The sequence below is a fragment of the Paenibacillus sp. FSL R5-0519 genome (assembly GCF_037974275.1).
Taxonomy (GTDB): Bacteria; Bacillota; Bacilli; order Paenibacillales; family Paenibacillaceae; genus Paenibacillus.
Map to the genome: position 1 here is coordinate 368,988 of NZ_CP150234.1, position 14,955 is coordinate 383,942.

At 42.7% G+C, this 14,955-nt stretch carries 7 protein-coding genes; all 7 read left to right on the forward strand.

Annotated elements, in window-relative coordinates; genetic code table 11:
- Positions 1-389 precede the first annotated feature (389 nt).
- The 7 genes from MKY73_RS01560 to MKY73_RS01590 all read left to right on the forward strand — a co-directional run bounded on the left by MKY73_RS01560 (position 390) and on the right by MKY73_RS01590 (position 14,732).
- Entirely contained in the window at positions 390-4,025 is a 3,636-nt protein-coding gene (locus tag MKY73_RS01560; protein ID WP_339305354.1) for an S-layer homology domain-containing protein, read from the forward strand.
- 130 nt (positions 4,026-4,155) lie between these two features.
- A complete protein-coding gene (locus MKY73_RS01565; protein WP_339305356.1) occupies positions 4,156-6,807 on the forward strand; it encodes a hypothetical protein in 2,652 nt (883 codons plus the stop codon).
- 136 nt (positions 6,808-6,943) lie between these two features.
- The gene (locus MKY73_RS01570) at positions 6,944-7,537 is read left to right on the forward strand and encodes a hypothetical protein (RefSeq protein ID WP_339305358.1); all 594 of its coding nucleotides are present in this window, start codon (positions 6,944-6,946) and stop codon (positions 7,535-7,537) included.
- 149 nt (positions 7,538-7,686) lie between these two features.
- Positions 7,687-7,959 carry an alpha/beta-type small acid-soluble spore protein gene (locus tag MKY73_RS01575; RefSeq protein WP_017691962.1) on the forward strand — a complete coding sequence of 91 codons (273 nt, stop codon included), beginning with the start codon at positions 7,687-7,689 and terminating at the stop codon, positions 7,957-7,959.
- Between the two features lie 255 nt (positions 7,960-8,214).
- On the forward strand, positions 8,215-9,417 hold the full coding sequence (metK, locus tag MKY73_RS01580; RefSeq protein WP_339305360.1) for a methionine adenosyltransferase: 1,203 nt from the start codon (positions 8,215-8,217) through the stop codon (positions 9,415-9,417).
- Positions 9,418-9,606: 189 nt separating this feature from the next.
- Entirely contained in the window at positions 9,607-13,389 is a 3,783-nt protein-coding gene (locus MKY73_RS01585) for an S-layer homology domain-containing protein (RefSeq protein WP_339305362.1), read from the forward strand.
- 116 nt (positions 13,390-13,505) lie between these two features.
- Entirely contained in the window at positions 13,506-14,732 is a 1,227-nt protein-coding gene (locus MKY73_RS01590; protein ID WP_339305364.1) for a stalk domain-containing protein, read from the forward strand.
- Positions 14,733-14,955 lie beyond the last annotated feature (223 nt).

Sequence of the window (14,955 nt, forward strand, 5' to 3'; positions counted from 1 at the left end):
GAGATCACCATTCCAGATATACTGCTGTATCAACGGTTTGAAAAGGTTTTGAATGGCTTCAATACCCGCACTGTACCTATACATAAAAAAAATCAAAACTTTTTTTGTGCAATCCGCAACTTTTTGAAATCTACTGCGTTTAAAGTGTAGAGTCGAAAACATTGGGCCTGTTACCAAGAATGACCTCGTGAAGAATCTTGTCTATTTTTTAGAAAAAATTGCTTTACGCCACGAGAGACCCATTGTATAATACGTAAGGTAGGATTAGGAAACTAGTCTATTTACGTGTGATTCTGCTTTACAAACTAGTTTACAAGTTTCTGTGATATGCTCACAGACATCATTTATATTAACTTGCTCACAACTCTGGAAAGGGGGTGCAACAATATATGAGGAATACGAGCGACCCTATTAAAAAAGAAAATTCAAATGTTATGAACGCCCAAGGAGGAGAAAAAAAGGTTATGAAGAAAATTTTATCCGTAGCATTGTCTACAGCAATGGCATTCTCAATGTTTGCATCTGTAGCATTCGGTGACACAGCAGTTTCCCCGCAACAACAGTTTGATGCATTGAAAGCAAAAGGTATCTTCAACGGTTATCCGGATGGTACAGCAGGTCTTGACAAAGACATGACTCGCGCTGAGTTTGCAAAAGTTATCACTAAATTGCTGGGTCTGAAAGAGATCACTGGAACTCTTTCTTACACTGACAAAAACTACACAGCTAAAAACTGGGCTGTACCTTACATCGAAGCAGTAACTGCTGCTGGTATCATGGAAGGTAAAAACGTTGAGAAGAAAATCTTCGACTTCAACGGTAAAGTGACTGTGTCCGAGATGGCTACAATCCTGACTCGTGCATTGGATCTTGAAATCCCAGCTGAAACAAACAACACTGCTCCAGCTTGGGCTAAAGGTTATGTTCAAGCAGCAATCAACGCTGGTTTGGTTGATGCAAACACTAACTTCACAGCTAACGCTTCCCGTGAATTGCTTGTAGGCGCTGCTTACGCAATTGACGAAGCACAAAGCTTGAAAGTTACTAAATATGAAGTAAGTGAAGGCGGTAAAGTCGTTACTTTCACAATCAGTGACGGCGAAACTGTAAAAGTTACTTTGGATAAAGCTCTTGAAGCTAACAAAGAAACTGAAGTGAAATTTACTTACAAAGAAAAATCTTTCACTGAAAAAGTTACTTATGTTGTAGAAGCTGCAACTAAAGTACAATCTGCTTCTTCTGTTAACCTGAAAGAAGTTGACGTTGCTTTTGACGGTAAAGTAGACAAAGCTACTGCAACTGACAAAGCTAACTACAGTGTTGATAACAACTCCCGCAAAGTTAAGTCTGCAACTTTGTTGGAAGATGGTAAAACAGTTCGTCTCTTGTTGGATACAACTTCTGCAGGTGCATTCACACAAGGCACTACTTATAAAGTAGTTGTTAAAAACGTGAAGTCATCTACAGGTACAGTAGTACCACAAGGTGAGGTTTCCTTCACATCTGCTGACAATGTACTCCCTACAGTAACTGAAGTTAAAGCTCTGGGAACTAAAGCGATTAAAGTGACTTTCTCTGAGCCAGTTAAAGCTCCAACAAGCAGCAACTTCCAATTGGATGATAAAGCATATGTTGGTTCAGTAACTCTGGGTGCTAATGAAAGAGAAGTTATTCTTCGTGATTTCACAGGAACAATCTCTGAAGGTGCTCACAAGCTTACAACTTCTTTAGTTGAAGATTTTGCAGGTTTGAAATCTTTGTCTGCAACAACTGACTTTACTGTAGCTGTTGATACAGAAGGCCCTAAAGTAACTGAGATCGCAGCAACATTGGAGAAAGTAACTGTAACTTTCGACGAAGAGATCGATCCGAACTCTGTTACTAATGATAGCTTCTACTGGAAAAATGGTGACAGCAAGAAGACTGGTAAAGTAACTCAATTGTCTTCCAATGTATTTGAAGTTGTATTTGATTCCGGTAACCGTCTTCCAGGTTACGAGTCCACTTTGTTCGTAGAAGTGAAAGACTACTCCGGTAATGCTAATGCTACTAAAGAACATAAAGTAACTGCTTCTGTTGATCTTGTTCAACCTAAAGTAGTTGAAGCAACTTATGGTTCTAAATATGCAGATAAATTGACTGTTCGTTTTGACAAAGCAGTAGATGCTAACGATATCAAATACTACTCTGTTAAAAAAGACGGAAATGCTGTCCCAATCAAAGCTGTTCAACCAGTTGGCAATGATAACAAAGAGTTCAATGTTGAATTCTTCAGTAAATTGTCTGGTACGTACAATTTGAAAGTATCTGATGTAAAAGATAGAACTGCTCTTTCTAACACATTGGTAACTTACGAAGGTACATTCTTGGCGAGTGACAGTGCTGCTCCAAGATTGACAGGTTACGGTGTAGATGTTAAAGGTGGATCTGATCGTAAAATCGCTTTGACATTCGATAGAGAAGTTGATCTTACAGCTCTTAATAACCGTGCTAATTACTACATCTCTTTCCAAAAAAATAACTCTACTCAAGTACAAAACATCTCTCTTCCAAGTGATGCTACTGTAAATGTAGTGGATAGCGGTAAATCTGTTGTAGTTATTCTTCCGCAATACATTGAAGGAACTGAAGTTACTTTCAATGGTGGTTCTGTTAAAGGAATTAAAATTGCCGGATTGAAATCCAAAACAGGTCAAGCAACTGATTGGGTTGAAGCTAACACATTGAATGAAGTTGCGTTGACAGCTAATACTGCAACTCTTAAAGATGCTAGAACAATCGAAGTTGAGTTCAACAAAGCTATCGCTAATGCTTCTGCTGGTGACTTCATCGTATCGGGAACAGTAATCAACTCTGTATCCGTTAGCGGAAACAAAGTAACTTTGAAAACAAATTCCGATGTTACATCTTCTAACAGAGTTAGCACTGTAAGCAATAATGGAATTCAAACTTATGCAGGCAACAAAATTGGTTCTGTAGAAGTTACTCCAAACGGCAATGTTGCACCAAAAGTTGATGAAAGTGGAGTAGGTTTTAACTCAAACAAAGAATTGTATCAACAAGACAGAACAGTTAAAATTCCATTCACAACTGCTTTGGAAGCAACTAATGCTAATGGTGTAGCAAGTAACCTTACTGTTAGACGCGCTGATAAAGCAGAAAATGAAATTCTATCAGCTGCTAAAGGTGAATATACTGCAAAAATCTCTGCAGATGGTAAATCTGTTGAAGTGAAGTTTGCAGATGAGAACAACGATAACAATCCTTATATTGTTAAAGTTAACAAAAATGCAACATTCATTCACTTGGCAGGTGACGCTACGAAATTTGCAAGCGAGTCTTCTGACTACAGAACAACTACTAATGTATCTACACCTACTGGTGTAACTACATCTGCAACTACTACTGTTGATGGAGCTGTTGCATACCCAGGTGAAGCGCAAGTACTTGAAGTTGAAGTGACTGGTGTTCCAGCTAATGGTAACTTGCAATTGGCTTTCAATGATGGAGTGACTGCTATTTCTAAAACTGTTCCTGTTTTGGCTACTGACAGTTTGGAAACAGTAACAGATAACATTGTAACGGCTATTGGTACTGATTTGAATACAGATTACACTATTGCAAGTGATAACAATGTTATTACTTTGACTTCTAATGCTGTGGGAGCTAAGGCAACTAGCATCCTGTTGAATGGCGCTGGAGTTAAAGGCGAAGTTAAAACTGTAATTGAAGGTAAAGACCAAGTTACAGCTAAAGCTCAAGAAGTTACGCTTAAAGTTACTAAAGGCGCTTCTGCTGCTGGTAAGAACACAATCACTTTCAATGATGGTACATTAACTAGAACATTTACAATTACGGTAACTGGTAATGAAACTGATGTTCAAGTAGCTGGATTAATCAGAGCTGCTATCACTGGAAAACTGCCGGGTTATACTGTTGCTGCTGGTACAACTGCTGATGTTGTAATCACTGCAAATACCCCTGCTGTTAACAAAAACATCTCCATCACAACTTCTGTTAATTAATAACAGTGAGTTGTAGAAAAGCTTACCCTAATGGGTAAGCTTTTTTCTTTTTTACAACAACATCGTAACTTCCTTTCCCTCTTAAACGTTTATACTATAAAGCAACAAGCAACTTATGGGAGGTTTGGAAGTGAATCATAAAAAGGTCATAACGACTTTGATAACTAGTATGTTATTCATCAGTTCAAGTGGAGGTTTAGTAGCTACTGCTGCAAATACACCAGCTAACTCAGGTAAACCTGCTACAAATAACAGCGCAACAACAAAGAAGCAACAGACTACACCTACGAATAAAGTTGTACATACCCTGGCTAAGGTGCCTGCGGTCAAAGTAACTGCGCGGAGTACCGTGAATTTAACGGACGTCAATATTTTGTCTCAAGACGATGGGAATACGGTGACGTATACACTGACGTATAAAAATAATGACAGCACACCGATGATGATGCTCGATTATTGGAGCAAAGTGAAAACAAAAGGCGGAACAAGCTTCTCTCCGAAACTGATCGCTAAGGATCAGGAGAAAAAGACGGTCTCACCGGGTTCTACGGTGGATCTCACATACGTTATGAAGGTTGGACGTGAAGTGAAATTAAGTGATCTGAACTTCCTGATTGTGAAATGGGATTTCAGTAAACCAAATTATGAAAGCACATTGGGGAAATTCAATGTTCCCGCATCATATAGCATCACTACACCTGTAGGCAAAACAAAGACGGTTCGTTTGAGTGACTCAGCCGTCAAGGTTAAAGTCTCTGGTATTAAAGTGTATCCGGGTGAGAATAAGAAGCAATACGTCAAAGTTGGCGTAAACCTGAATAATATCAGTTACAAGCTGTTGGATAATCCAAACATTAAGTGGATTCTACGTACACCAGGTGGTACGAATTATCCGTTGACTCCGGATAAGGATAGTACAGGTGTCAGTATTCAGGCACAGGCCAACAAAACGTTAAATTTAGTGGCTTCATTGCCTACAACGTTGAAACTGGAAAAGTCAGAATTATTGCTAGTGGAAGAACAAGGTGAAGAGAAGACCGCTCTGCCAGTTGCAGCACTACAGCTTCCTGAAGCTAGCCAAACCAATGTAAACGTAGCAGCAAATCAACCGAACATTATCTCGATTGATGGACAACCTGTATCGACTCTTCTGGAATCTGCTCGTGTCCGTGGTGAGGATGGAGAGTTCGATCTAACGATGCAGTGGGTCATTAAGAACCAAGGGAAAAAAGAAGTTAAGGTTCCTAAATACGCATTAGAGATCCGTACAGAAGATGGTACTTCCTATCCGATCGAGACGAAAGCGCTAGATGATCTGAAGCTGAAGCCAGGTGCGACCAAGACGATCAAGCTGATCACTACGATTCAAGGAGATGGGGATACCAGCAAGATCAAATTATATGCCATGACACCTACAACCAAAGATGAGAGCAAAGAAGGGGAAACGTCTGGTGGAGGCACGAGCGGTTTTGAGTTCTCCTATCCGGTTGGCATCTATGCTATTCCTGAATCCGTAACAAGTGGAGATGGACTCACAACGGAAACGGTAATTAAAAATAGTAAAGGTACATTCGGTGTATCTGTAGGTTCCTTGCAACGGCTCCCATGGACAGACAGTGATATTATTGCTGCCAAGGTCACCATCCGTAATGCATCAGCCAAAACGGTCCAATTGCCTGAGCTGGAAGCGATGTTCACGATTGATTCTGCTAGAATTGATGGAGATACGAAGCTGATTAGCGCGCAAGGCGGCAAGTTGCTCGGTTCGGGGATGGTGATGGAAGCTTATCTCCTGACGAAGATTCCATCTGAACTCAACATGAGCCGTCTGGAATTGACGTTGCTGGAGAAAGTAAGTGAGGAAGAAAAGAATGATTGGATTACTCTTAGCACGTCTGGGTTAATTCAGCCCCTCTCTTATGTAGGCGAAGGGAAGACTTATACCCAAGGAACTTCTGATAAAGAAACAGAGCTGGGCATACGCAGAACGTATGTGTATCCGGGATCTTCGTCCGATATTGTATATACCGAATTCGAGATGACGAATAAGTCTCTGCGTCAGAGTGGCCTTGCGAAGTTGGTAGGATACTACAAAACAGCAGATGGTCAATATTACAAAGCAACAGCCAAGCAGGCAAACCGTGTACCAGGACCAGGTCAGAAGAGCATCGTGACGTTCTGGGCTAAAGTACCGAAGAGTGTTAACACATTATCTGATATGCGTCTGATTGTAGGTGAAGGGGTTGCTGACAACAAGTTTGTCACGGGTGAAGGCGAGGCGACGGCTTATGTTAATGCCATGTCATTCGAGGTGCAACCGAAATCATTATCTGTTCTATCATCTCTGAATGATATAGACCTGTATCCGTTCAAATTCTCGGGCAGCAATATTAAAGCTTACCTTACAGGTGGAACGGCAGTACAGATTGAGATGATCTACTCCTTAACACAGGAGGAAGCTGTGGATAGTGGAGAGTATGGACACAAGCTTGTTCTATCTCTAACTGATGGGTCAGGTAAAGTGTTTGATAAAGAGATCACACCAGGAACCGATCTGAAGACAGGCATTAACCAGACGCTCAACTGGAGTATTGATGATACGGTATTTGATAAAATACGTGGTGGCTCATATCGCGTAGCCTTGTATGATGTGTTCGAGGGACAACGCCTACGCCTTGCAGAACAAGGTTATAGTTACGATGTGTCCAAACTGCCTAAAGAAGAACCGATCTTTCCGGAGTTCCCGGAAGAGGGTTCTAATAATCCCAATAATAATCGGTAATTTGTACGAAAATTTAAGATATTTTAAAGCTAAGACCTCGCTTCCACATCTGCGGAAGTGAGGTTTTGCTTGTCGCATGTCTATTTATTCTCTATAGTTAAAGTTAATAGATTACCAGAGGAGGAAAATGATTCACATGAAACCTTACATGAAAGTATCCCTCGCTGCGCTCGCCATTGGTGTTGGCGTGTGGGTTGGGTCGGTATACAGCAATACAGCCATTGGAGCAGGCACAAGCCAACCAGGAACAGCAGATGATCCGGTTGTAACGAAGAGTTATGTAGATCAGCAGATCCAACAGGCTTTGGGCGGTAAAATTCCGACTGGAAACGGTAGTACCAGTACGGGAACAGACAACAATGTAGGAAATGGTAACAATACCGGCTCCACGGGAACCGGGAACTCGGGTAGCACAGGTGGAGACACTTCACTTCCTCCACTGGTCTCAGGCGCTTCTGAAGCCGTTGAGATCGTAACCGTGAAGCCGGGTCAACAGCTGATCGGCAAGTCTGGCGCGGAGTTCATTGTACGTAGCGGTAAAGCTGTGATCGTCAGTGAAGGTACGAATGGTGTAGCGGATCTGACGGACGGGATTGACCTGACGAATGGACAGGCAGCGCCGACCAATCACCTGCTCTCTTTTCCAAGGGATGGACGGGGGATCACGGTATTGGAAGGAAACAAATATAGCCTAACCGTAATGGTTCGTGGTGGATATACTTTGAAATAGGTTTTGCTAATGATAAAGGAATTATTCATTATTCATACATTTCATTTGCTCAGATTACCCAGTTCTAACAAACATTAATACGGCTAGCCAGCCTTGTTCCTGCTCACTCTATAACTGTTGACAACCAATTTAACGGAGGTGCAGGAACTATGGCTAGAAGCAATCGCAAAGTGGTACCCGAAAGTCGTCAAATGCTGGATCAGATGAAGTATGAGATTGCTGCAGAATTTGGTCTCAATGTGGGGTATGGTGGCAGAGGATTGGCTGGTGCGGATACAGAATTTGGATCTGAACTGGGTGAAGTGAGTGATCATTCTTATGGGCAATACAAAGGGTGGGGACATCTGACTTCACGCGAGAATGGATCGGTTGGTGGAGAGATCACCAAGAGGCTAATTCGTCAGGCAGAGCAGCACTTATAGGGCATTTTCCTTACCCCATTTCGTTTGACACGTCTTGACAAATACGTTAAGATGGCATTTGAGGTATGCAACCTTTTCCACTAGGGAAAGGTTGATTTTCGTTTGAGGCAATTACCTGAAAAATCCTTATCTTCGTAACTGCGGACCCAGGGTCCTTATTCCATGTTGGAAAGCTTCGAGGGTACAGTGAACGAATCGCTGTCATGTTTTGTTCGGGCAATCGCCATACTACTAGTTATGGGAGGTTGAAACTTCATGTCTGTTAAAGGCCGGCATCTATTTACATCGGAGTCTGTAACTGAAGGACATCCGGATAAAATCTGCGATCAGATCTCAGACGCCGTATTGGACGCGTTTCTTGCAAACGACCCCAATGCTCGCGTAGCTTGCGAAGTTTCCGTAGCCACAGGCTTAGTGCTTGTCATCGGTGAAATCAGTTCAGCTTCTGAATACGTGGACATTCCGTCCATCGTTCGTAATACAATTAAGGATATTGGCTATACACGTGCCAAGTTCGGTTTTGATTATAACACTTGTGCAGTTCTGACTTCTCTGAATGAGCAGTCCGCTGATATTGCCCAAGGTGTTAACGCAGCGCTTGAGAATCGTGACCCGGAACAAGTCGCTCGTGAAACAGAAAACATTGGTGCAGGTGACCAAGGTCTGATGTTCGGTTTTGCAACGAACGAAACACCTGAACTCATGCCTTTGCCAATCGCATTGTCCCACCGGATCGCACGCCGTCTGGCGGAAGTGCGTAAGAACGGTACGTTGGAATATCTTCGTCCGGATGGCAAAACGCAAGTAACGATTGAATACGACGGTGACAAGCCGGTACGTGTGGATACAATCGTTGTGTCTACTCAGCACGCTGAAGAGACTACACTTGCGCAGATCCAAAAAGACATCAAAGAACATGTCATCTTGCCTGTTGTTCCAGCGGAATTGCTGGATGAGCAGACTAAATATTTCATCAACCCAACAGGACGTTTCGTTATTGGCGGACCTCAGGGAGATGCAGGCCTTACGGGACGTAAGATCATCGTAGATACCTACGGCGGTTATGCACGTCACGGCGGTGGTGCGTTCTCTGGTAAAGATCCGACAAAAGTAGACCGTTCCGCAGCCTATGCGGCTCGTTACGTAGCGAAAAACCTTGTAGCTGCAGGACTTGCAGACAAAGTGGAAATCCAGCTCGCATATGCGATTGGTGTAGCCAACCCGGTATCGATTAACGTGGATACATACGGAACTGGCAAAGTCAGCGAAGAGAAATTGGTTGAGCTTGTGCGCAACAACTTTGATCTTCGTCCGGCTGGCATCATCCGTATGCTGGATCTGCGTCGCCCAATCTACAAACAAACCGCTGCCTACGGTCACTTCGGCCGTACAGACCTGGATGTACCTTGGGAGCAAGTGGACAAAGTAGACCTTTTGAAAGCTCAAGCAGGTCTGTAATTAGCTAACGGCATGTGGATCATTCTATGAGGCCCTTGGTTCCGATAAGGAATTAAGGGTTTTTTTGTGTTTCTATCATTTTATGGAATATATCCCCAAATAACTAAATGAAATCCCTTCTCTAACCGAAATACATAATGAGGTCTGTACATCAGACAAGAGAAGAAATTCAGATAAGGGGGAAGATCAGTGAAATTGAAGAGAATTGCCAGAAAAGGCATACTTGGACTCTTGATCGTCATGCTAACGGCTCAAGGCTGGCTTACGGGTTGGAGTGGAGTCGAGCGGGAAGCATATGCGGCATACGCATTAAGTGCAAATGGAATAACGAATACTGTTCCTGCTGTGAAAGGAACGAATGTGGATAGTTTAGTACCATTCGTTATTGATTTTGATAAACCTGTTCAGAAGGCAACCGGTACACAAAGTTCAATCTTGATTAAGCGTTTGGATGACAATACAACGATAGGTTCGGTGCTGGTATCCAGTGACCAAGTCGTGATTGATCCCACACCACCGATTACAGACCCTACGACACCCGATGCTGGGGACAACACACCTGTACCAGCTACTGGCCTACGAGTGATGATTACACTGGGCAAGACTCTACCGGGAGCAACATACTACGTAGAGATAGATAATAAATCATTTGTTTACGCAGACAATACTCCATTTCCAGGACTGACTAACAAAGAGTGGACCTTCAGTGCTCTGGGGCTAGGCTCAACTTCTCTTGTGAGTAGAGTTCCTGATAACGCAGCAATGGTATCCCTTTCAACTAAGGTAGTAATGACGTTCGATAAGCCGGTAACCGCAGGTAGAGGTAATCTCATTATTTATCAGGGAAGAGTTGGTGGTACTGTATTTGAGCAGATTCCAGTAAACGCAGGAACACCTCGAATTACAGGTTTTGGAACCAATACGATTACGATCGTTCCCACGAATAACTGGAACAACAACACTACATATTACATCGTAATGCCAGAAGGTTTTTTGAAGGATAGTAATGAGAATGATATCAGTGCAATTAGTGGGAATGTTTGGGGATTCAATGTCATATCCGATCCGACGTCCCTTATGGTATCTACTGTATCTCCCGCAAACGGTACTACCAATGCACCATTAACGGGAAATTTAACAGTTACATTCAACAAGGAACTTGATCCGAATTACATTCAGAATGTAACGCTCAAAAAATCAAATGGAGCAATTGTTTCATCTAAGACAGTCATAAATAGTTCAAACAATAGACAATTGCTGATTACACCTACCAACGCATTGGATAGCAACACAAATTACGTGGTAGACATCCCAGCCAATGCGTTTCGTGATAAAGCAGGAAATACATTTACAGGTCTTAATGGGTCTACATCATGGGCATTTAAAACATTAAGTGCAGATACAACTGCACCTGTGTTGAAAAATGCTAAGATGCATAGCAATAACACCATTCGCCTGACGTATGATGAGTGGCTGTACAGCACTAATTCGCTGAGTAGTACTTATGCTGTAACTGTAAATGGTGAAAAGAGGAATGTCAGCTCCACTTATATTTCAGGTGACAGTGTATATGTTGTCTTGGATACAGGTGTAGCTGTAGGACAAGTTGTACGGATTTCATATACACCGGGTACTACAGGTAATCGTCTTACAGATCAGTCCTCCAATGCTGCGGCTGCTTTTGGCGCACGAGATGTGGAGAACGGTTTAGATTCTGTTATGTCCAAGCCGCGAGAAGGTAACGTGTATTACAGTACAATGACGTTGTACTATCCTGAGACGGTATATATCACTTCAAGTGATGCAGCAAGACAGTTCAGCGTAACTGCGGATCAGTCGGCTGTAGGCATCAATAGCATATCGATCAATGGCAGCTCAGTCGTGACATTGAACCTCAGTCGGTCCATTACGGATGGTGAAGTCGTGCGGGTCGCATACACGCCAGGTTCATGGCCTGTTAAAGATACACGTGGACAGGCTCTTGCTGGATTTAGCGGCTTCTATGTCCGCAATTCCATCGATACCAAACCACCTGAGTTCAAGAGTGCTGAGGTGAGTGGTAACAAGTTATGGGTGCGTTACAATGAACCACTGAACACGACAAATAAACCGCTCAACAGCCAATATTCTGTTCTGGTTGATGGCAAGCCAGTCTTCGTTAATGATTCCGAGATCGAAAATGATCTGGTCACGTTAACGCTGGCTTCAGCGGTAAAGGATACACAAAATATATCGCTATCATATGTACCCGGAGCATTGCGATTAACGGATCTGAACAATAATCCAGCAGGATATCTCAATCTGACTCCAGTAACGTACACATATGGGAATGGCAAAATCCTGTCGGCTACGCTTCAAGGAGACACGGTTCAGATTAATTTCCGTGATTCAATCCAGTCCCAGGCTGCACTAACAGCATCTCAGTTCAATGTAGTGATTGGTAATTCAACGACAACCGTATTGTCTGCTTCAGCTTCTGGCTCTGTGGTGACGTTGAAAGTGGATACTTCAACAGTAGCATCGACAGCTACTCCGACGGGAACGGTGAGTTATGTACCTGGGGCGGTGCCGTTACGTGATGCGTCGAATGTCACTGTAGCGGCATTTGGACCACTTACGTTGCAACAGACGAATAATAGTTCGAACAATAATCAGTCAGGAAACCGTCCTTCCTGGTTGTCGGAATTGGATGCGTCGAGCTATGGTCAGTCTTTACTTGTCATGAATAATACTACGGCTTCTGCTGTAACTGCGATGTCTCACTATAATCGGCCGACTCGTCAATTCAACGTGGATGCAACCAAGTTGATTCAGTCCTTTGAATACGCTGGAGCAAACGGGAAATTGACTCAGCCGGTGGTATTTGAGATTCCGGACAGTGAATCGGCTGCATATGTTGGATTACCATTGAATGCACTGACTCAGATTGCTGCAAGTTATCGTACAGGCACTATTGGTGTGAAATATGGCGATCTTCTCTGGACGGTGCCATTGTCTAATTTAGATATGGCGGCTATGAGTCGGAGTGTAGGAACGTCAAACACAAGTATAACGACAGGAGCAGCAGTTCCATCCTTATACGTTCAGTTAGAGACGGTGCCTGTGTCTTCATCGGGGACGATGGAAGGCTTGATTGCAGGTGCAGGAGCACAGAAGCTTGGCAACTATACGGACGTATATTTGTATGCCGGTAACGGAACAAGCGATCAACGTGTGGATCAGAATGTCAAAAGCCAACTGGCCATGCAATTGGCTAGCAATACCCCAAGTGTAACATCCGGATTTACGTATATCGATCCAGTTACGTTTAGGCTATCGAATGTACCTAGTTCCTTTAAAAATACGACAGGTGGTGTAGTTGTTCGAGGACAGCTGAATGGTAATCAATCAGTAGTCCCTGTTAACAACATCGTTAGTTATCCGGATACAGCCTCACACTGGGCTAGTGAGGTCATTAAGGAGCTCTCTGCCAAATGGATAATTAACACACCGGGTGGTTCCTTTTACCGACCGAATGAGAACATAACACGTGCGGAATTTGCTGAATTGGTCGCTAGAGGTCTAGGACTGAATGGAGAACCTACTGCAGCAAGTCGTTTCCAAGATGTTCGTAGTGGTAGCGTGACAAGTGCCTATATCGGTGCTGCAGCTGAAGCGGGAATCATTACGGGAAATACCGATGGTACCTTTAAGCCGGATCGCCCCATTACGCGTGAACAGATGGCACTTATGATGGTACGTGCAATGAACTACGGTGGTAAAACAGTCTCTCTTCAATCTTCGGCTGCTACCACTCTATCCAAGTTCAAGGACAGCAATAAGATTCAGTCCAAGGATTCTGTTGCCAAAGCGGTGCAAGAGGGAATCATTCAAGGCATGACAGCGAGAACATTCGAGCCACAAGGGAACGCGACTCGCGCTCAGGCAGCAGTGATGTTGAAACGGGTACTGGATAAGTTAGGATATCTGTAATAGTAATTAGCTCTTTATCTTAGTGAAGCGAAATCGATCAGGGGAATAAGTTCAACTGGTTGGTTTCGCTTTTTTATATTATAAAGTCATAAATTTCATGGATAGAGGGTGTAAATTTGCTTAAAAAAATGCTAGTAATTTTCCTCGTTCTGGGGTTGATATCCATACCATCACTGGCTTATGCTCAAAATAATAAAGAATCCATACAACTGTACGTTAATGAAAAGCCTACTGACATTAAACTGATGACAAAATCAGGGACGGTGTATATTCCATTTCGAGAGTTTATTCAACTAATGGGGTACCAAGCGGAGTACTCAGTGGTAGATCGAGAGATCTCAGTTAAGATCGGGAAATCAAAATTTATCTTTCTACCGGACGATGGTTACATCAGTGGATCGGGAGATTACTACGAATTACAAAGGCCAGGTATTCAGATTGATGGAAAATTCTTTTTACCTATCCGTTATGCCGCCTGGTTAACCAAGCACTCGGTTAAATATGATCAAAAGTCGAATACGGCGTGGATGGTGCAGTATGGGTATGGTCAAGAGAAAGAGATACTTGATTTGATAACAACATATGATAGAGCTTTCACTGTAAAACTACTTGCTCTAGATCATATGCAGAGATCCTATCTGACGGATAGTAAGATTACACTCCCAGAGAGCGAAATTCCGGATCGAATTTACAGTATCGATATAACAAGCATTACATATGAGTCTGCGAACCAGGCATTATTGTATGTTACATATATCCATAATAATCAGGTAATGGACGACCAACATGAGATCGTGTTCCGAATTAAGAAGGAAAATAATTTGTGGAAAATTCTTCAGTCGGAATATCTGTCCAGTTATACCAGTCTCCCAGAAGATATTGATACATCTGCTGATAATATAAAGGAGAATTTTAAAGAAAAGCAACAAAGCATATTGTCAGATCTGAGGACATATTATGAAGCCTTGAATCAGGAAGATTATGAATTAACATATAAATATACTTCGCCATATAAGATTCAGCAAAGAAATTCAGATGCTCTTGCTGACTGGATGACTTGGGAGAAAAGTAAAAAGGCTTCTTTCGAGTATGAAGATGCTACGCACCATATGTCCAACGAACGTGTCGTGTTTCTTGGGGAGAAGCAAGCCGTTGTTCATGCTACGTTGCAATGGAGTAGCATTTCAGAGAATGGAGAGCAGCATAGTTCTGAGTATAATGCACTCCTCTATCTTGATTATGCCAATGGGCACTGGAATTATAGTGATGAATTTAACATTGATGCTAACTACGAGGAAACCAATAGAGAGCTTCCCGAAATTTTTTTTCCAGAATTAGAATAGGATTCAACATAAATCATTGTTCAGGTAGAACCCAGGTGTGCAGATAATGCTGCGCCTGGGTTCTTTTTTGCCAAGAATATCCTCAAAGTTAGCTATGGGCGTAACTTTTTCCACTAAAAGCAGTCTATTAATAGAAGAGTATACTAGGGATCTCGCGATCAGCTGCCTACTTGGCAGTGTTGGGATGTCTAAGATTGATATACAAGATGGGAGAGACGTTTCA